The organism is Brevirhabdus sp. (assembly GCF_052826345.1).
The window spans coordinates 1-17,558 of record NZ_JBRBUA010000109.1 but is presented as its reverse complement, the minus strand read 5'-3'; the positions used below and the strand labels follow the sequence as shown (position 1 = coordinate 17,558).

The window sequence follows — 17,558 nt, the reverse complement described above, 5'->3', positions numbered from 1 at the left end:
GCGGGAATCGTGCCCTGGCGGGTCGGTCGCGCCGCAGGCTGCCGGACAATGTCGGCTGGCGGGATGGCGATCTATTGCCTTATCCTGCGGGCAGCGATTGACAGGGGCGGTTCACGCTTCGACAAGCGCGGACTTGATGGAATCAAAACGGACCCTGATCCTTGCGTCTGAGCAGATTGAAACTGAACGGCTTCAAAAGTTTTGTGGACCCGTCGGATCTGGTGATCTCCGACGGGCTGACGGGCGTGGTGGGGCCTAACGGCTGTGGCAAGTCGAACCTGCTGGAGGCCCTGCGCTGGGTCATGGGCGAAAACCGGGCCAGCGCCATGCGCGGCAGCGGGATGGAGGATGTGGTTTTTGCCGGCGCGCAGACGCGGCCGCCACGCAGCTTCGCCGAGGTCGTGCTGACCATCGACAATGCCGAGCGTCTGGCCCCTGCCGGTTTCAACGACGCCGACAGTTTCGAGGTGGTGCGCCGGATCACGCGCAATGCCGGTTCGTCCTACAAGATCGGCGGCAAGGAGGCGCGGGCGCGCGATGTTCAGATGCTGTTCGCGGATGCCTCCACCGGGGCGCATTCGCCCGCGCTGGTCCGTCAGGGCCAGATCGCGGAGCTGATCAACGCCAAACCGAAAGCGCGCCGCAGCATTCTGGAGGAGGCCGCCGGTATTTCCGGGCTCTACCAGCGCCGCCACGAGGCGGAGCTGAAGCTGAAGGGTACCGAGACCAATCTGGCCCGCGTCGAGGATGTGCTCGAACAGCTTGCCGGACAGTTGGCGCAACTGGCGCGTCAGGCGCGACAGGCCGAACGCTACCGCGAAATCGGCGCCGATCTGCGGCAGGCCGAGGGGCTGTTGCTCTACCGCCATTGGCACACGGCGCAAGAGCAGACGCGCAAAGCCCGCGACGAGGCCGCGAACCTGGCCGCGGAGGCTGTCTCGATGGAACGCCGCGCCGAAGAGGCACGCGCGCGGCGCCAGACGCAGGAAGCCGCGATGATCCCCCTGCGCGAGGAGCGCACGATCGCGGCCGCGCTGCGCCAACAGTTGCAACAGGACATGGACCAGCTAGCAGAAAAGCGTGCCCGCGCGGCCGAGACGATCACCCGGCTGGAGGCGCGCATCGAACAGTTGCGCCGCGACATGGAACGCGAAACCGCGCTCAGCGAGGACGCGGGCAGCACGATCGCGCGCTTGGCGCAGGAACAGGCGGCATTGCAGCAGCAGGACGCGGGCGCGGCGGACCGGCTTCATGCCGCACATGCCGCGGCTGAACAGGCCGGGGCGTTCCTGTCCGAGCGGGAGGCGGCACATGCGCGCCGTGCCGAGGAGCTGGCGCGGCAATCCGCCCTGCATCACGCGGCGGTGCAGGAACAGCAGGACGTGCAGCGCAAGCTGGACCGCGTGGCGGCGGAGATCTCCCGCCGCGAAGGCGATGCCGCGCAGGCGCGAGCAGCGCTCAGCGATCTTTCCGCGCAGGTCGCACGGACGGCACAGGCCCTTGGGCAGGCCGAAGAGGATGCGGACAGGGCCGTGCAGGATCTGCACCAGGCGGAAAAGACCAGGGCCGAGCTTGCCGTTCGGGAGGCCGACGCCGCGCGCGAGAAAGCCGCGCTTGCCGGTGAGGCGGCTGCCCTGACGGCGGAATTCTCGGCGCTCGACCGGCTGTTGCGTCCCGACGCGGCGACGGGGGGGCGGCTTTTGGATCTGGTCGAGGTGACGCCGGGCTACGAGCCCGCATTGGGCGCCGCGCTGGCCGACGATCTGCGGCAGGCGGAGGCCGAGGCGGGCGCGGACACGGGCTGGATCGCGCTGCCGGTGCGGGACGACATGCCGGCGCTGCCCGAGGGGGCCGTACCGTTGTCGCGCTTTGTCGGCGGGCCGCAGGTGCTGGCGCGGCGGCTGGCGCAGATCGGGGTCGTCGCCCCTGCCGAGGGGGCCGCGATGCAGGCGCGGCTGGCGACGGGGCAGCGACTGGTCAGTCAGGCGGGGGATCTGTGGCGCTGGGACGGGCTGCGGCTTTCGGTGGATGATGCGCCCTCGGCCGCCGCGCTGCACTTGCAGCAAGTCAATCGCCGCGCCGCCCTGCAAGATCAGATCGATGAGATGCAGCGCGATCTCGATGCCTGCACGCAGCGCCATGGGGCCCTGCTGGCGGAGTTGCGCCAGTGCAGGGAAGAGGAGCAAGCCTGTCGCGGCGCCGTCAAATCCGCCGACCAACGCCTTGCCGAGGCATCCCGCGCCGACAGCAAGGCGGAGGCCGACCGCACGCGCGCGAATACCGCGGTCGAGACCGCGACGCACGCGCTGGAAGCGCTGCGCGCGGAGCATCAGACCGCGGAGGAAGAGCTGGCGCTGGCGCGCGGACGTCTGAGCGCGCTGGGCGATCTGGGCCAGCTCGAGGTGCAGGTCGATGAGCTGCGCCTGGCGGTGGAGGCCGCGCGTTTGACGATGCTGACGCGGCGCGCGGCCGAATCGGAGCAGCGCCGCGATGACGAGGCGCGCGCCGCCCGGCTGCGTCAGATCGCGCAGGATCATGCGATGTGGCTGACGCGCAGCGGCAGCGCGGAGACCCGCATCGCGGAACTATCCCAGCGATTGCAGGCCAGCGAGACGGAGCTGAGCGCCGCGCGGGCGCTGCCGCGGGACCTGGATGCGGAAGCCGCCTCGCTTGACCAACGGACCGCCGAAACGGCCGATCGGCATGAGCGGGCGGAACATGCCCTGTCCCGGGCGGAGGCGGAATTGCAACAGGCGGACCAGGCCGAACGCGACGGCGAGCGCGCGGCCTCCGCCGCGCGCGAACGCCGCGCGGTGGCCGACGCGCGCTCGGACGCGGCGCTTCAGGCTGTCGAAGCGGCCGCCGCCCGGATCGAGGAGGCGCTGGATTGCGACCCGCAGACGCTGGAGGGCACCTTGGGCCTGGGGGCGGCCCCCTTGCCGCCCGCCGCGACGGTGGAGGCCGAGGTTCATCGGCTGCGGCGCCAACGCGACGCCTTGGGCGCCGTCAACCTGCGCGCAGAGGAGGACGCCCGCACCGTGCGCGAAGAACATGACGGCCTTGCCCGCGACAGGCAGGATCTCGCGGATGCGGTGGCGCAGCTGCGCTTGGCGGTGGCGAGCCTCAACAAGGAGGGCCGCGCGCGGCTGCTGGACGCGTTCGAGGAGGTGAACAGGAATTTCGCCATGCTCTTCGCCCATCTGTTCAACGGCGGCGAGGCGCGGCTGGTCCTGGTCGAAAGCGACGACCCGCTGGACGCCGGGCTTGAAATCCTGTGCCAGCCGCCCGGCAAGAAACTCTCGACCCTGTCGTTGTTGTCGGGGGGAGAACAGACGCTGACCGCGATGGCCCTCATCTTCGCGGTCTTCCTGGCCAACCCCGCGCCGATCTGCGTGCTGGACGAGGTCGACGCGCCCCTGGATGATGCGAATGTCACGCGGTTCTGCGACCTTCTGGACGAGATGTCGCGCCGCACCGGCACCCGCTTTCTGATCATCACGCATCACGCCATCACCATGAGCCGTATGGACAGGCTGTTCGGTGTCACCATGGCCGAACAGGGGGTCAGCCAGCTGGTCAGCGTCGATCTGAAAAAGGCCGAGGCCATGGTCGCCTGAGCGTGACGCGGGTTTTCTTCTGGTCGGAAAATATCCAGATCCCGCCCATCGCGGTCTTCCCTGCGCCGGAATTCTGTCCGGCGCAGGGACTTGGATATTTGAGACCAGAAGAAGCAGCCGCTTACAGCGCGTCCAGCAGGGCGCGCGTGGGCCAGGCGTCGGCGGGTTGGCCGAGACGGATCTGCTCCATCTGAACGGCTTCGCGCGTGCGCTCGCCCAATATCCCGTCGACGGAACCGACATCGTAGCCGCGCGCAACCAGCTTGCGTTGCAGCTCCTTCATCTGGTCGCCGGAAAATGCGGGGTCGGGGTTGCCCGCATCGTATATGCGCGCGCCCTCGAGGCGGGTGGCGAAATAGGCCGCGGTGGTGACGTAGACGAAGCTACGGTTCCATTCGAAAAACACGCTGTAGTTCGGATAGGCCAGAAAGGCGGGACCTTTGCGGCCCTGCGGCAGCAGGATCGAACTGGGCAGGTCCGGCCCCTTGAGTGCGCCTTCGCGCGGCCGCACCCCCAGCGCCGCCCATTCGCTGGCGGTCCTGGTGTGGTTCAAGCCGGTGCTGGCCCAGTCGAAATCGCGGGGCATCTCGATCTCTTGCAGCCAGGGTTCATTCGCGCGCCAGCCAAGCGCGCGCAGCATCCTCCCCCCGGACATGAGCGCATCGGGGGGCGAGGACTTGAGGCTGACCTTGCCGTCGCCGTCGCCATCCACGCCGTTTTCCAGGATGTCGGCGGGAAGCATCTGGACCATGCCGATTTCTCCGGCCCAGGCGCCGGTGGTGGTGGCGGGGTCGATCTCTCCGCGCTTGTAGAGCTCCAGCGCGGCCATGACTTGCGGGCGGAAAAGCTCCGGCCTGCGGCAGTCATGGCTGAGGGTGAGCAGCGCGTTGACGGTATTGAAATCGCCCTGCACCTGTCCGAAATCGGTCTCGAACGCCCAGAAGGCCAGCAGCACGCCCCGGCTGACGCCGTAGTCCCGTTCGACCCGGTCGAAAACGGCGTTCCACTTTCTGGCCTGCTTTTGCCCGTTTTCCACCCGGTTCTGACTGATCAGGCGGCGGGAAAACTCGATGAAGGGCAGTTGAAAAACCCCCTGCGCCCGATCCGCTTTCAGCACGTTCCGGTCCAGCCGCGCGGTGCGAAGGAAACCGTCGATCGTGGATTGGTCGTACCCCTTGGCTTGCGCTTCCTGACGCAGGGCGTCCAGCCAGGATGAAAAATCGCCGCCGCACTGGGGCTGCGTCTGGGCGCGCGCGGCACCGGCACCTGCGGTGATCGTGGCGGCAAACATAGCGGCGGCAGCGAGCGTGAGGGTCGTGGCGGTGAGCAGTGCCTTGCGTTGCATGAAGTCCTCCTGAATGCGGGCTGAGCCTAGCATTCCCTAGCCGCGCCGCAACGCTCAGCCCGGCGCGGCAAGCAGGATCGCGCCTGTGAGCAGCAGCAGCCAGACCCGCCAGAGCACCCGGATCGCGCCCTCGATGTCTTGCGGGCAGAGGGTTTTGCGCCCCTCGGGATGGACGAGCGGATATGCGGTCAATTCGCCGTGATAATACCGCGGCCCCGCGAGCGCGACGTTCAGAACAGCCGCCATTGCGGCTTCGGGCCAGCCCGCATTCGGGGAGCGGTGCAGGCGGGCATCGCGCCGCGCGATCCGAATTGCGCCCCTGCTGGCGTGGCTGAGCGCGATCAGCACGGCGGTCGCCCGTGCGGGCAGCCAGTTCACGACGTCGTCGAGCCGCGCCGCCGCCCAGCCGAATTCCGCATGACGTTCGGTGCGATAGCCGATCATGCTGTCGGCGGTATTCGTGATCTTGTAGAAGATGAGCCCCGGCAGGCCGAAGACCAGAAACCACAGCGCGGGCGCCACGATGCCATCCGACAGGTTTTCCGCGCCGCTTTCGATCGCGGCCCGCGCCACATCCGATCGGTCCAGCGTCTCGACGTCGCGGCCCACGATGCGCGCAACCATGCGCCGTCCCTCGGGCAGGTCGCGGCGCAGGGCAAGGGCCACATCGCGCAAATGATCGCATAGGCTGCGCTGTGCCAGCAACACGGCCACCACAATCGCCTGCGCCACCGCCGGCAGGGTGTCCAGCACCAGACCGAGGGCCCATGCGCCGGCGGACAGCACCGCCATGGCCGCGATGCCGCGCCACCGCCGCGCCGCACCCTCGTTGAACCGCCGGTCGATGTGCGCGATGAGCGCGCCCATCATGACGGCCGGATGCGGCCAGCGCCGCCACAGCCATTCCGGCTCGCCGAAGAGCGCATCGAGGATCAGGGCGATCGCCAGGATGGCGGCGGTCGTCATGAGGTCCGCGGCGGTTCAGCCAGCGCGCGTTCCAGCCTTTCCCAGGCCTCGACCGGTCCCGGCAGGCCCAGCCGCAGCCAGGTCGGATCATAGGGGAACGTGCGCGTCCAGATGTGCGCGCGGGCCAGCCGGTCGCGCAATTGCGTGGCCTTAGACAGGCGGTACAGGCGGAACAGGCTCGTGCCGCCGACCAGGTGGTTCCCGTGCCTCTGCATGAGCGCGTCCAGCCGCGCCGCGTCGCGGTCCAGCCGCGCGCGCGTCTCGCTCGCCCAGCCGGTATCGGTCAGTGCCTGCGCGCCGATGTCCAGCGCGGGACCCGACACCGGCCAGGGCCCCAGGCGCTCGGCCAGATCCGCGATCAGTGACGGCTCTGCGATCGCGAACCCCAGTCGCGCGCCTGCCAGCCCCCAGAATTTGCCGAAGCTTTTCAGCACGACCGTGCCGGGGGCCGCGGTACGGGCGATCAGGCTGCGCCCTGGCGCGACATCGCAAAAGCTCTCGTCGATGATCGTCAGTTCGGTTCCCGCACCCGTTTCGCGCCAGAAGCTGCCGGTTGGATTGTTCGGGTGCACGACGACCCGCACCGCAGGCGGCGCGGCGGCGTCCGCAGGCCGCCATTTCGCACGTTCGAAGGACGCGGCATGTTCGTTATAGGTCGGCGCATCGATGCGCACGCTGCCTGGCGCCAGCAGCTCGGGCATCCGTGCGATCAGCGCCGAGGCCCCCGGCGCGGCGAGGATGGCGGCACCCTCGGGGACGGACCAGAACCGGCGTGCGGCATCGAGCAGCCGGTCAAGTGCGCCGCGGTCCGGCAGGGCGGTCCATGCCTCGGACGGGATCGCGCCGAAGGGGTAGGGGACGGGATTGATGCCCGTGGACAGGTCGATCCAGTCGGCGCGCGCTCCGCCCCAGCGCTGCCGCGCCGCGTCGATGCCGCCGCCGTGATCGCGGCCAGGGGCGGCGCGGCCGCTAATTTTCGTTGTCCGGCAACGGCGGGTGGCGCGTGATGAAGTGCCCCTTGACCGCCGCGGGCCACTGGCGATAGGGCACCTGCCCGGCCGGTGACTGCGCGTGCAGCGCCGCGTATGCGACCACGCCTTCTGCATCCGGCTCGGTGCCGTCGAATTTTCCCATGGTGTAGGAAAGCTTGCCCGTTGCCTGTATGGTCACATTGCAGGCATTGGCGCAGCCCATCAGACAGGAATGGCGGCGCACGCGCAGGCCGCTCACCGCCTGGGCGTGATGCTCTATACGTTCGGCAAAGACCTCGCCATCGGTGCGCTCGACGGATCTGTCGGCCCAGTCAGCTTGCTTGCATGTGTCGCACACTGTGATCCAGGTTGTCATCGCGCCTCCGGTTTGGACGTGTTGAAAAGGATTTGGCGGAATGTTGCAAGGCTCCGGCCGCGGGTTTCGGCCGTCAGCTGGCGCGGACACCTCAATTTAACAGAATGTTAAAGATGTTGCCTGATTTTGAGTTGAAACGTCAAAGAACGAAGAATCTGTGAGGCAAGAGGTTTGATTTTAATCGTCGAGCATAACCGTGAATTGGGCAGGCTGTGGCACGGGCATATCGCGCGCCAGAACGCCGATGCGTTCCTGTGTTCCGGGCAGGATGAGGCGATCGCCGCGCTCAGCAATCAACCCATTAGCTTGATGATCCTGAATTTGATCCTGCCGGGCGAAAGCGCCTTCGCGATTGCCGATTTCGCGGCCTACCGGCGGCCGCAGGCCAAGATCATCTTCGTCACAAGCTCGACGTTCTTTTCAGACGGCTCGCTTTTCCAGCACGTCAAGAACGCCTGCATGATGGTGCCCGAGGATATCGCGCCCGAGGATCTGGGCGCGCTGGCCCAGCATTATTCCGCGGCCTCCTGAGAGCCGCGCCCATGCGGCGCGGTCCAGTCCAGAATCGGATTGATCGGGATGATCCTGTGCGGATTGATCGTATCGTGGCTGTAGTGGTAATGTTCCACGATGTGATCGAAACGGGTCGTGGCGGCGACGCCGGGCCATTGGTAGAGCTCTCTCGTATAGGCCCATAGATTGGGGTAATCCACGATCCGCCGCCGGTTGCATTTGAAGTGCAGATGGTAAACGAGATCGAAGCGGAACAGGCTGACCGCAAAGCGCCAGTCGGCCTCGGTGACGCGCGCGCCGGTCAGATAGCGCTGCCGGGACAGGAGTTCCTCCGCCCGGTCAAGCGTATCGAACAGCGCCGTCACGGCCTCGTCATAGGCGGTCTGGGTCGTCGCGAACCCGGCCTTGTAGACGCCGTTGTTCACAGTGTCATAGATCCGCGCGTTCACCCGCTCGATTTCCGTATGCAGATCCGCAGGGTGAAAATCCTGCGTGTTGCCGGTGATCTCATCGAAGGCGCTGTTGAACATGCGAATGATCTCTGACGATTCGTTCGAGACGATCGTGCCGCGCTGCTTGTCCCACAGGACGGGGACCGTCACCCTGCCGGAGATGTCGGGCTGCGTGCGGGTGTAAACCTCGCGCAGGAATCGCGCGCCCGCGAGCGTGTCGCCGGTGGCGCCGGGGAAATCCGTCGCGAAGCTCCAGCCGTCCGACAGCATATGCGGGTGGACCACCGAGACGTCGATGAGCGCGTCCAACCCCTTGAGCGCCCGAAAGATGAGCGTTCGATGCGCCCAGGGACATGCGTAGGAGACATAGAGGTGATACCGGCCCGCTTCTGCCTTGAAGCCGCCTTCGCCGCTGGGGCCGGGGGCCCCGTCCGGCGTGATCCAGTTGCGAAAGGCGGTCGTGGACCGCTCGAACCGCCCGCCGGTCGACGTCGTATCGTACCAGTCCGTCGTCCATTCACCCTTGTTCAGCCGACCCATCGCACCGCCCCTTCTGTTACGCCAGCGACACTTAAGCCGAAGTTAAGATTGGAAAAGCCGCGCCAGCGCAGACCTGCCAAGCGATTGCCGCACATTCATGGTTCTTTCATTAGACCGTTCTAGATCTTGGGGTATGGTTGTCATGAGCCGCTCGATTCGTCGCGACGGCGGGAATTGAAGGGGGGAACGGATGTCGGATTTCTTGCCGAAAGAGGTGCGGGCGGAGCTGGAAATCGCTCGTCAGCGCCAGAAATCAAAGAAGGAACGGTTGTGCATCCGTGCCGATGGCGCCGAATTTCCGGTCCAGCGCATCTGGGAAAACGGTTTCGCGCTGGAAGGCGAGGATGCCCCGCGTCTGCGCGGGTTTGTCGACCTCTATAGCGGGGCGCGGCATCTCTATAGCTGCCTGATCGTCGCCTCCCATGTCGAGGAGGGCGAGATTTGCTACGATTTCAAACGCCACACCCCGGCAAGCGCAACCGCCCCGCTGGATTTCTATGCCGACCCGGAAGCCCCCATCGCGCTGCTGGGACGATAGGGGCCGACGGTGGCGGCGTGATCTGCGCCAGAGTGCGCCGGAGCGGCGCGGCGGCGAGCGCAAGGGGCTATTGCAGATCGGCGAAGGCCTCGCGCAGCCTTTCCGCGGCCTTTACCACCTGGGCGCGCGGCATCGCGAGGTTGAAGCGCAGGAATGTCTCGCCCCCGGTGCCGAAGGTGTGGCCGTGGCTGGCGGCGATCCGGGCGTGACGCTCGACCCGGCCGGTGAATTCGGCGGCTGTCATGCCGGTGCCCGAGAAATCCACCCAGGCCAGATACGTCGCCTCCAGCGGCATGGAGCGGACACCGGGCAGGTCTGCTATCCCTTCGTCGAAAACGCGGCGGTTGCCGTCCAGATAATGCATCAGCGCATCGACCCATTGCGCGCCCTGCGGGGAATATGCCGCCGTTGCCATGAAGAGGCCGAAAGAATTCGGGCTGCTGCCCATCGCGGCCATGCGGTCGGCAAACCGCCGGCGCAGATCCATATCCGCGATGATGACGTTCCCCAGATGGCTGCCGGCGATGTTGAAGGTCTTGGTGGTCGCGGACATCATCACCAGCCGGTCTTCGATCCCATCGATCAGCGCGGCGGGCGTGTGGCGGTGGCCGGGATAGACCAGATCGTGATGAATTTCGTCTGAGACCAGCAGCAGGTCGTGCCTGCGGGCGAAATCCGCCACGCTTTGCAATTCGGCCCGGGTCCAGACGCGTCCGCCGGGATTGTGCGGCGAGCAGAGGATCAGCATCTTTTCGCTGCCGGTCATCTGCGCATCCCACCGATCGAAATCCATCTCATAGCGGCCTTCGGACAGGCGCAGGGGGCATTCGACCAACCTGCGCCCCGCCGCCCGGATCACGCGGGCGAAGGCGTGATAGACGGGCGTCATCACCACCACGCCGTCGCCGGGGCTGGTGAAGCTGTCGATGCACATGGCGGTGCCGTTCACCAGACCATGGGTCGAAAAGATGGCGTCCGGGTCGAGCTGCCAGCCGTGGCGGTTCGCCATCCACCACACAATCGACTGGCGATACGCGCGCTCATCCCCGAAATAGCCGTAGATCCCCATGCGCGCCATCTGCTCGACCGCCTCCTGCACGCAGGCGGGGGGACGGAAATCCATGTCGGCCACCCACATCGCCAGCCCGTCCGCAGCCGGCACGCCGTAGGTCGGCTCCATCATGTCCCACTTGGAGGAGTGGGTGCCGAAACGGTTGATTTCTTCGTCAAAATTCATGGCGTTCTCCTGTTTTGGGCAAGCTAACGTGTTGGCAAGGCGGCGCAAGGCCGTTGCGATGGGCGGTGCCTTCGCCTACATCAGCGTCATGACTGTGCACCCCATTCTGATCCACCCCGATCCGCGTCTGAAAAGCCTCGCCAAACCGATCGACGACCTGTCGGACGAGCTGCGCGTGCTGGCCGATGACATGCTTCAGACCATGTATCACGCGCCGGGCATCGGGCTGGCGGCGCCGCAGATCGGACGGTTGCAGCGGCTGATCGTGCTCGACTGCGTCAAGGGCGAAGGCATGGCGCCGCGTCCGCTCGCGATGTTCAATCCCGAGATCCTGGCCGCCTCGGATGAGCTGAACACCTATGAGGAAGGCTGCCTGTCGATCCCGGAACAATACGGCGAGGTCGTGCGCCCGGCAGAGGTCACCGTGCGCTGGATCGACCGCGACGGGGTCGAGCAACAGGAAGATTTCGGTGGGCTCTGGGCGACCTGTGTGCAGCATGAGATCGACCATCTGGACGGTCGGCTGTTCATCGACTACCTCAAGCCGTTGCGGCGTCAGATGATCACCCGCAAGATGCAGAAGCTGAAGCGCGAGCTGGCGCGGAAATGAGCGTGCTGCCGTTCGTCGCCTACTCCGATCCCTGCCTGCGGTCCAAGGCGCAGCCGGTGGCGGTGGTGGCTGACGCGGTGCGCGCGATCTGGGACGACATGATCGACACGATGGAGGCGATGCCGGGCGTCGGGCTGGCGGCGCCTCAGGTCGGCATTTCGCGCCGCCTTGCGGTGGTCGACGCCTCGGACGGACGGGGGCAGGCGGTGGCGATGGCCAATCCCGTATTGCTTTCGGTCAGCGCCGGGTTGCGCGCGCATGAGGAAGCCAGCCCCAATCTGCCCGGCGTTTCCGCACGGGTAAGGCGCCCGGCAGAGGTCCGGGTGGGGTTTCTCGATCGTGCGGGTCGGCCGGTGGACCGCCTGTTCACCGGCCTTTGGGCCACCAGTGTGCAGCATCAGATAGATCATCTGGATGGTCTGCTTTATATTGACCGCCTGTCGCGGACAAAACGCGACATGCTGTTGAGGAAAGCGCGAAAGATGGCGAGATGAGGCTTGTTTTCATGGGCACGCCCGAGTTTTCGGTGCCCGCCCTGGACGGGCTGGCGCAGGCCGGGCACGACATCGCCGCCGTCTATACGCAGCCGCCGCGGCCTGCGGGGCGGGGCAGGCGGCCGCGTCCCTCGCCCGTGGCCGCGCGGGCGCAAGAGCTTGGCCTGACGGTGCGCCATCCCGAAAGCCTGCGAAGCGAAGAGGCGCAGCAGGCATTCGCCGCGTTGAAGGCGGAGGCGGCCGTGGTGGTGGCATACGGTCTGATCCTGCCGCAGCCCGTTCTGGACGCGCCCGCGCGCGGCTGTCTGAACATTCACGCCAGCCTGCTGCCGCGCTGGCGCGGGGCGGCCCCGATCCACCGGGCGATCATGGCGGGCGACGCGGAAAGCGGCGTGTGCATCATGCAGATGGAAGCGGGTCTGGATACCGGCCCGGTTCTGATGTGCGAGGCCACCGAAATCGGCCCGCAGGAGACGACCGCCGATCTGCATGACAGGTTGTCGATCATGGGCGCGGGGCTGATCGAGGAGGTGCTGCTGTCGCTCGATTACCTGAAGGCCACGCCGCAGCCGGACACGGGCGTCACCTATGCCGCCAAGATCGACAAGTCGGAGGCGCGGGTGAATTGGAACGCCCCGGCCGATCAGGTCGACCGTCTGATCCGCGGCCTGTCGCCCTTCCCGGGCGCCTGGTGCGACATCGGCGGGGAGCGGGTCAAGCTGTTACGCTCCTGCGTCGCGGGCGCGGGGGACAAGGGCGCGCCCGGTCAGGTGCTGCGCGACCTGATCGTCGCCTGTGGCTCGGGCGCGGTCACCATCACCCAGGTGCAGCGGCAGGGCAAAAAGCCGATGGACAGCGCGGAATTCCTGCGCGGGGCGACGCTGCCCGCCTTTCTGGCTTAGGCAGGCGGCGCGCGGCGGCGGGTTGCCCGGTCTTCGGGGCCGGTTTTTTCAGGCCCGGTTTTTTCAGGGCCGGGCGCTCACGCCCGGGCGCGCCCGGGTTTGAACGGGGCCATTCCGGCGCGCGCCAATTCGTCGGCGCGTTCGTTTTCCGCGTGTCCGGCATGGCCCTTGATCCAGCGCCATTCGACGGTGTGTCGTGTCTGCGCCGCATCGAGACGACGCCAGAGATCCTCGTTCTTGACGGGCTTGCGGGTGGAGGTCTTCCAGCCGTTGCGCTTCCAGCCGTGAATCCACTGGCTGACGCCGTTCTTCACATAGGCGCTGTCGGTCACGACGATGATATTCGACGCGCGGCTGAGCGATTCCAGCGCGCTGATGGCGGCCATCAATTCCATGCGGTTGTTGGTGGTCTGCGCCTCTCCGCCCTGAAGCTCTTTTTGTTTCAGAACCTTGTCTCCCTCGCGGGCGATCAGCAGGGCGCCCCAGCCACCGGGGCCCGGGTTGCCCGAACATGCGCCGTCGGTATAGGCCAGAAGTTCGGTCATGCGGCATGGTCCAGTGCTATGTGGCCGGGCAGGGCGGCGAAACGGTTCAGCCAGCGCCCGACCGCGGCGAACCGTTCCAGCGCATAGCCGCCGCGTGTCGCGGCGCTGTGGGTATAGGCGTAAAGCGCGATATCGGCCAGGCTGGGTGCGTCACCGACGAACCAGTCGCGCCCCTGCAGGTGGTCGTCCATCACGCCCAGGATGGCGTGACCCTGTTCGAGCAGTTGCGACAACCGTTCCGGCGTGGCCTGATCGCTGCGGTCGGCATAGCAGCGGATCGAGGCGCGTATGGCGATCACGGGTTCATGGCGGTTTTGCTCAAAGAACATCCATGCCAGCATCTGCGTTTGCGGCAACGGATCTTTCGGTATCCAGTCGGAGCCCCGCGCCAGGTGCCACAGGATGGCGTTCGATTCGACCAGCGCGGTGCCGTCTGCCAGCACGAACACGGGCAGCTTTCCCTGCGGCAGCAATCCCCGTGCTTTGACCTCCGCCAGCTCTGGCGTGGCGTTTTCGCAATCGACCCGATCATAGGTCATCCCCAGATGCGCCAGCAGCAGCCGGATCTTGTAGCTGTTGCCGGAACTGGGCATCGAATAGAGCGTCGGTCGGGCGGTCATCCGTCTTTTCCTCCGGGCGGGGTCAGACAGGTTCGCGCAGGATGCGCGGCACCTTGAATTCCACATTTTCCTGCGCGGTTTCGACGATTTCCATGGTGACGTCGAAGCGGGTGCGAAAGGCGTCGATGACCTCCTCTATCAAAACCTCGGGCGCCGAGGCGCCGGCGGTGATGCCCACCGAGCGGATGCCTTCCAGCGCGCGCCAGTCGATATCGGCGGCCCGCTGAACCATCTGCGAATACCGGCAGCCCGCGGCCGCGCCGACCTCGACCAGACGACGGGAGTTGGACGAGTTGGGTGCGCCGATCACGAGCATGGCGTCGACGCGGGGCGCAACGGATTTGACCGCCTCCTGCCGGTTGGTCGTGGCGTAGCAGATGTCTTCCTTGTGGGGGCCGATGATCGCGGGAAACCGGGCGCGCAGCGCGGCGACGATGTGCCGGGTGTCATCGACCGACAGCGTGGTCTGCGTGATGAAGGCCAGACGCTCGGGGTCTTTCACCTTCAGCGTGGCGACATCGTCGGGGGTTTCGACCAGCAGCACCTCGCCGTCGGGCAGCTGGCCCATCGTGCCGATGGTTTCCGGGTGGCCCGCGTGACCGATCATCACCATCTGCAACCCGTTCTGATGGTGCCGCGCGGCCTCGATATGGACCTTGCTGACCAGGGGGCAGGTGGCGTCGACGTAGATCATCTGACGATCGGCGGCCTCTGCCGGAACGGATTTCGGCACGCCATGCGCGGAAAAGATCACCGGGCGGTCCACCGGGCAGTCGTCCAGTTCCTCGACAAAGACGGCGCCCTTGTCCCGCAGCCCGTCGACGACGAATTTGTTGTGCACGATCTCATGGCGCACGAAGACCGGCGCGCCCCATTTTTCCAGGGCCATTTCGACGATCTTGATGGCGCGGTCCACGCCCGCGCAAAAGCCGCGCGGGGCGGCAAGATAGAGATCAAGCGGGGGTTTGGTCATCGGCGTCCTCCTGTCGGTACAGGTAAAGCTTCTGCGGATCAGGTTCCAGCCCCGACGGCGCCCGGCTGTCGGCGTCGGCGTCGACGGCGTAAAGGGCGAGGCGCCAACAAAAAAGACCGGGGCGAACCCCGGCCTTTTCATTGCCCCACCCCAAGGACGCTCAGCCGTCGACTGATTCGGTCGTGCGCGATGCGTCCTCGTTGTTTTCGCGCGGCGGACGGCCGATCACGTCCTTCAGCTCCGAAAGCTCGATGAAGTTGTCGGCCTGACGCCGCAGGTCATCGGAAATCATCGGCGGTTGCGAGCGGATCGTGGAAACCACGGAAACCCGCACGCCCTGGCGCTGCAACGAGGCCAGCAAGGGTTTGAAATCGCCGTCCCCCGAAAACAGCACGACATGGTCGACATGCGGCGCGAGTTCCATCGCGTCGACGGTCAGTTCGATATCCATGTTGCCTTTGACTTTGCGGCGGCCCTGGCTGTCGGTGTATTCCTTTGCGGGTTTGGTCACCATGGAATAGCCGTTGTAATGCAGCCAGTCGACGAGCGGCCGGATCGGCGAATACTCGTCGTTTTCCAGCAGGGCGGTGTAGTAGAACGCCCGCAGCAGCTTTCCCCTGCGCATGAATTCTTGCCGCAGCAGCTTGTAGTCTATATCGAAGCCAAGCGCCTTAGCCGCGGCATAAAGATTGGCGCCGTCAATAAAGAGCGCCAATCGTTCGTCTCTGTAAAACATCAAGTGTCCTTCCGGTAAAAAGCCCCGGCGAGCGTCCGTGAGTGGGTCGTTAGATGAGTGGCGCCGTACCGCAGGGGTACCCGAGAAAATAGGGAGATTTCATTTTGTCGCAACCTAAAGGACGTTACGAACGGGTAACCTTTGGTATAGTCGCGATGGGAAGTAACGCAACGTCACCGGCCGGATCGCCGACGCGGACGCTGCTGAAGGCTGTCCTGCGGCTCGGCGAATTGGGCCTATCGGCCGAGAAAATCAGTAAATTTTACCGCACATCTGCGTTTCCTGTCGGATCGGGGCCGGATTTCGTGAACGCCGCCCTGCGCATCCGCTGCGACGCGACGGCGCAGGACATGCTCAAAACCCTCCACCGGGTGGAGGCGGAATTCGGCCGACAGCGGCAGCAGCGCTGGGGGCCGCGGACGCTTGATCTGGATCTCGTGGCGGCGGGGGAGCTGATTCTGCCCGACCCTCAGACCCTGCTGAGCTGGATGGAGCTGCCGCTGGAAGAGCAGAAGGCCGACGCCCCCGGCGAACTGATTCTGCCGCATCCGCGCCTGCAGGATCGTGCCTTCGTTCTGGTGCCGATGCGCGACGTCGCCCCGGACTGGCGCCACCCGCTTCTGGGGCAGGGCATCGACCAGATGATCGCCCGGCTGCCGCGTGACCAGGTGGCCGATGTGCAGCAGATCGCGACCCCCGGTCCGGGCGAGGTGGACAGGATCGAATGACGCGGGCGCCACAGGCGCGGGCGGGCGGTCCGGGCCTTGCCATTCGGTGCCGAAGGTCATACATACACCGACTGATACCTTCCTGAGTAAGACTGGAGTCCCCTCATGGCCCGCGTGACGGTAGAAGATTGCGTTGACAAGGTTCCGAACCGGTTCGAGCTGGTGATGCTCGCTGCGCATCGCGCTCGGGAAATCGCCTCGGGCAGCCAGTTGACCGTGGCGCGCGACAACGACAAGAACCCCGTCGTGTCGCTGCGTGAGATCGCGGATGAAACCCAGTCGGCGGCCGAGCTGCGCGAGCGCATGATCGAGGCGAACCAGTCGCAGATCGAGGTCGATGAGCCCGAGGAAGATGCGATGGCCCTGCTGATGGGCGTCGAATCCGACAAGCCCGCCGAGGACGACATGTCCGAGGAGAAGCTGCTGCGTGCCCTCATGGAAGCACAGGGTCAGGGCTGATCCCTTGACCGTGCGACGCCGGCGGCTCGGATGATCGAGGTCGAAGATCTGATCGCTTTGGTCGCCAACTACAATCCGCGCAGCAATGCGCGGATGATCGCGGACGCCTATGCCTTTGGGCAGATCAAGCACGAAGGCCAGTTCCGCCACTCGGGCGAACCCTATTTCACCCACCCCGTTCAGGTCGCCGCGATCCTGACGGAGATGCAGCTTGACGACGCGACCATCGTGACGGCCCTGCTGCACGACACGATCGAGGACACCGGCTCGACCTACAGCGAGCTGGCGGAACGCTTCACCCCCGAAATCGCGGAGCTCGTCGACGGCGTCACCAAGCTGACCAACCTGCAACTGGCTTCGACCGAGACCAAGCAGGCGGAAAATTTCCGCAAGCTGTTCATGGCGATGTCCAAGGATTTGAGGGTCATCCTGGTCAAGCTGGCCGACCGGCTGCACAACATGCGCACGATCAAGGCGATGCGGCCCGAAAAGCAGGGCCAGAAGGCGCGCGAAACGATGGATATCTATGCGCCTCTGGCCGGGCGCATGGGGATGCAGTGGATGCGCGAGGAGCTGGAGGATCTGTCCTTTCGCGTGCTCAACCCCGAGGCGCGCAATTCCATCCTGCGCCGGTTCATCACGTTGCAGCGCGAAACCGGCGATGTGGTCCACAAGATCACCAACGATATCCGGCACGAGCTGGAAATCCGCGACATCAATGCCGATGTGTTCGGCCGCGCCAAGAAACCCTATTCGATCTGGCGCAAGATGGAGGAGAAGAAGCAGGGGTTTTCCCGCCTCTCCGACATCTACGGATTCCGCGTGATCACCGAAAGCGAGCAGGACTGCTATTCGGTGCTGGGCGCCATCCATCAGCGCTGGCGCGCGGTGCCGGGGCGGTTCAAGGATTACATCAGCCAGCCCAAGACCAACGGC

Annotated in this window: 19 protein-coding genes; 9 read left to right on the top strand and 10 right to left on the bottom strand. The window is 65.9% G+C overall.

The genetic code is table 11. The annotated features are described in order from the left end of the window. Positions 1-161 precede the first annotated feature (161 nt). The gene (locus ACU0BR_RS13205; protein WP_446157296.1) at positions 162-3,617 is read left to right on the top strand and encodes a chromosome segregation SMC family protein; all 3,456 of its coding nucleotides are present in this window, start codon (positions 162-164) and stop codon (positions 3,615-3,617) included. 121 nt (positions 3,618-3,738) lie between these two features. Here the strand turns inward: ACU0BR_RS13205 and ACU0BR_RS13200 are convergent, their stop codons facing one another. The 4 genes from ACU0BR_RS13200 to ACU0BR_RS13185 are packed head-to-tail and all read right to left on the bottom strand — an operon-like array spanning position 3,739 to position 7,275. Further along, on the bottom strand, positions 3,739-4,962 hold the full coding sequence (locus tag ACU0BR_RS13200) for a lytic murein transglycosylase (protein ID WP_446157295.1): 1,224 nt from the start codon (positions 4,960-4,962) through the stop codon (positions 3,739-3,741). A gap of 54 nt (positions 4,963-5,016) precedes the next feature. Continuing rightward, positions 5,017-5,928 carry an adenosylcobinamide-phosphate synthase CbiB gene (cbiB, locus tag ACU0BR_RS13195; RefSeq protein WP_446157294.1) on the bottom strand — a complete coding sequence of 304 codons (912 nt, stop codon included), beginning with the start codon at positions 5,926-5,928 and terminating at the stop codon, positions 5,017-5,019. Next, positions 5,925-6,902: a threonine-phosphate decarboxylase gene (locus ACU0BR_RS13190; RefSeq protein ID WP_446157335.1), complete on the bottom strand. Its 978-nt coding sequence runs from the start codon at positions 6,900-6,902 to the stop codon at positions 5,925-5,927. Before ACU0BR_RS13190 ends, cbiB begins: the two co-directional genes overlap by 4 nt. Further along, positions 6,898-7,275 (bottom strand): DUF1636 family protein, encoded by a 378-nt coding sequence (locus ACU0BR_RS13185; RefSeq protein ID WP_446157293.1) that lies wholly within the window; start codon positions 7,273-7,275, stop codon positions 6,898-6,900. The genes ACU0BR_RS13190 and ACU0BR_RS13185 overlap by 5 nt, the downstream gene beginning before the upstream one ends. A gap of 171 nt (positions 7,276-7,446) precedes the next feature. Between ACU0BR_RS13185 and ACU0BR_RS13180 the strand changes: the two genes are divergently transcribed. Continuing rightward, positions 7,447-7,806, top strand: a complete 360-nt coding sequence (locus tag ACU0BR_RS13180) for a hypothetical protein (RefSeq protein WP_446157292.1) — start codon at positions 7,447-7,449, stop codon at positions 7,804-7,806. On the opposite strand, the gene ACU0BR_RS13175 is transcribed toward ACU0BR_RS13180, so the two are convergent. Continuing rightward, positions 7,788-8,780, bottom strand: coding sequence for a glutathione S-transferase family protein (locus tag ACU0BR_RS13175; RefSeq protein ID WP_446157291.1), 993 nt, complete (start codon positions 8,778-8,780; stop codon positions 7,788-7,790). The genes ACU0BR_RS13180 and ACU0BR_RS13175 overlap by 19 nt on opposite strands. Positions 8,781-8,970: 190 nt before the next feature. Between ACU0BR_RS13175 and ACU0BR_RS13170 the strand changes: the two genes are divergently transcribed. Beyond that, positions 8,971-9,318, top strand: coding sequence for a hypothetical protein (locus tag ACU0BR_RS13170; protein WP_446157290.1), 348 nt, complete (start codon positions 8,971-8,973; stop codon positions 9,316-9,318). Between the two features lie 67 nt (positions 9,319-9,385). Here the strand turns inward: ACU0BR_RS13170 and ACU0BR_RS13165 are convergent, their stop codons facing one another. Further along, positions 9,386-10,555 (bottom strand): MalY/PatB family protein, encoded by a 1,170-nt coding sequence (locus ACU0BR_RS13165; RefSeq protein ID WP_446157289.1) that lies wholly within the window; start codon positions 10,553-10,555, stop codon positions 9,386-9,388. 58 nt (positions 10,556-10,613) lie between these two features. Between ACU0BR_RS13165 and def (ACU0BR_RS13160) the strand changes: the two genes are divergently transcribed. Genes def (ACU0BR_RS13160) through fmt form a run of 3 tightly spaced genes read left to right on the top strand, consistent with a single transcriptional unit; the run spans position 10,614 to position 12,561 of the window. Further along, positions 10,614-11,165, top strand: coding sequence for a peptide deformylase (gene def, locus ACU0BR_RS13160; RefSeq protein WP_446157288.1), 552 nt, complete (start codon positions 10,614-10,616; stop codon positions 11,163-11,165). Next, on the top strand, positions 11,162-11,659 hold the full coding sequence (gene def, locus ACU0BR_RS13155; RefSeq protein WP_446157287.1) for a peptide deformylase: 498 nt from the start codon (positions 11,162-11,164) through the stop codon (positions 11,657-11,659). Before def (ACU0BR_RS13160) ends, def (ACU0BR_RS13155) begins: the two co-directional genes overlap by 4 nt. After that, positions 11,656-12,561 carry a methionyl-tRNA formyltransferase gene (gene fmt, locus ACU0BR_RS13150; protein ID WP_446157286.1) on the top strand — a complete coding sequence of 302 codons (906 nt, stop codon included), beginning with the start codon at positions 11,656-11,658 and terminating at the stop codon, positions 12,559-12,561. Before def (ACU0BR_RS13155) ends, fmt begins: the two co-directional genes overlap by 4 nt. A 77-nt stretch (positions 12,562-12,638) precedes the next feature. Here fmt and rnhA read toward each other — a convergent pair whose 3' ends face one another. The 4 genes from rnhA to ACU0BR_RS13130 all read right to left on the bottom strand — a co-directional run bounded on the left by rnhA (position 12,639) and on the right by ACU0BR_RS13130 (position 15,435). Further along, a complete protein-coding gene (rnhA, locus tag ACU0BR_RS13145; protein WP_446157285.1) occupies positions 12,639-13,106 on the bottom strand; it encodes a ribonuclease HI in 468 nt (155 codons plus the stop codon). After that, positions 13,103-13,726, bottom strand: a complete 624-nt coding sequence (locus tag ACU0BR_RS13140) for a glutathione S-transferase family protein (protein ID WP_446157284.1) — start codon at positions 13,724-13,726, stop codon at positions 13,103-13,105. The genes rnhA and ACU0BR_RS13140 overlap by 4 nt, the downstream gene beginning before the upstream one ends. A gap of 22 nt (positions 13,727-13,748) precedes the next feature. Then, positions 13,749-14,699 carry a 4-hydroxy-3-methylbut-2-enyl diphosphate reductase gene (gene ispH / locus ACU0BR_RS13135; protein WP_446157283.1) on the bottom strand — a complete coding sequence of 317 codons (951 nt, stop codon included), beginning with the start codon at positions 14,697-14,699 and terminating at the stop codon, positions 13,749-13,751. 160 nt (positions 14,700-14,859) lie between these two features. Then, the gene (locus ACU0BR_RS13130; protein WP_446157282.1) at positions 14,860-15,435 is read right to left on the bottom strand and encodes a LabA-like NYN domain-containing protein; all 576 of its coding nucleotides are present in this window, start codon (positions 15,433-15,435) and stop codon (positions 14,860-14,862) included. 155 nt (positions 15,436-15,590) lie between these two features. On the opposite strand from ACU0BR_RS13130, the gene folK reads away from it, so the two are divergent. The 3 genes from folK to ACU0BR_RS13115 all read left to right on the top strand — a co-directional run. Next, on the top strand, positions 15,591-16,163 hold the full coding sequence (gene folK, locus ACU0BR_RS13125) for a 2-amino-4-hydroxy-6-hydroxymethyldihydropteridine diphosphokinase (protein WP_446157334.1): 573 nt from the start codon (positions 15,591-15,593) through the stop codon (positions 16,161-16,163). Positions 16,164-16,268: 105 nt separating this feature from the next. Further along, complete coding sequence (gene rpoZ, locus ACU0BR_RS13120; RefSeq protein ID WP_446157281.1) at positions 16,269-16,622, top strand: DNA-directed RNA polymerase subunit omega; 354 nt, start codon at positions 16,269-16,271, stop codon at positions 16,620-16,622. A 30-nt stretch (positions 16,623-16,652) separates the two neighbouring features. Next, positions 16,653-17,558, top strand: a 906-nt coding sequence (locus ACU0BR_RS13115; RefSeq protein WP_446157280.1) for an HD domain-containing protein, incomplete at its 3' end; no start/stop codon positions are given.

Coding starts and splice junctions, on each gene's coding strand:
- folK (WP_446157334.1), top strand. CDS start 15,591: ATGGGAAGTAACGCAACGTCACCGGCCGGATCGCCGACGCGGACGCTG.
- rnhA (WP_446157285.1), bottom strand. CDS start 13,106: ATGACCGAACTTCTGGCCTATACCGACGGCGCATGTTCGGGCAACCCG.
- ACU0BR_RS13165 (WP_446157289.1), bottom strand. CDS start 10,555: ATGAATTTTGACGAAGAAATCAACCGTTTCGGCACCCACTCCTCCAAG.
- ACU0BR_RS13130 (WP_446157282.1), bottom strand. CDS start 15,435: ATGTTTTACAGAGACGAACGATTGGCGCTCTTTATTGACGGCGCCAAT.
- cbiB (WP_446157294.1), bottom strand. CDS start 5,928: ATGACGACCGCCGCCATCCTGGCGATCGCCCTGATCCTCGATGCGCTC.
- def (WP_446157288.1), top strand. CDS start 10,614: ATGGGCGGTGCCTTCGCCTACATCAGCGTCATGACTGTGCACCCCATT.
- ispH (WP_446157283.1), bottom strand. CDS start 14,699: ATGACCAAACCCCCGCTTGATCTCTATCTTGCCGCCCCGCGCGGCTTT.
- ACU0BR_RS13185 (WP_446157293.1), bottom strand. CDS start 7,275: ATGACAACCTGGATCACAGTGTGCGACACATGCAAGCAAGCTGACTGG.
- ACU0BR_RS13140 (WP_446157284.1), bottom strand. CDS start 13,726: ATGACCGCCCGACCGACGCTCTATTCGATGCCCAGTTCCGGCAACAGC.
- fmt (WP_446157286.1), top strand. CDS start 11,656: ATGAGGCTTGTTTTCATGGGCACGCCCGAGTTTTCGGTGCCCGCCCTG.
- def (WP_446157287.1), top strand. CDS start 11,162: ATGAGCGTGCTGCCGTTCGTCGCCTACTCCGATCCCTGCCTGCGGTCC.
- rpoZ (WP_446157281.1), top strand. CDS start 16,269: ATGGCCCGCGTGACGGTAGAAGATTGCGTTGACAAGGTTCCGAACCGG.
- ACU0BR_RS13170 (WP_446157290.1), top strand. CDS start 8,971: ATGTCGGATTTCTTGCCGAAAGAGGTGCGGGCGGAGCTGGAAATCGCT.
- ACU0BR_RS13175 (WP_446157291.1), bottom strand. CDS start 8,780: ATGGGTCGGCTGAACAAGGGTGAATGGACGACGGACTGGTACGATACG.
- ACU0BR_RS13200 (WP_446157295.1), bottom strand. CDS start 4,962: ATGCAACGCAAGGCACTGCTCACCGCCACGACCCTCACGCTCGCTGCC.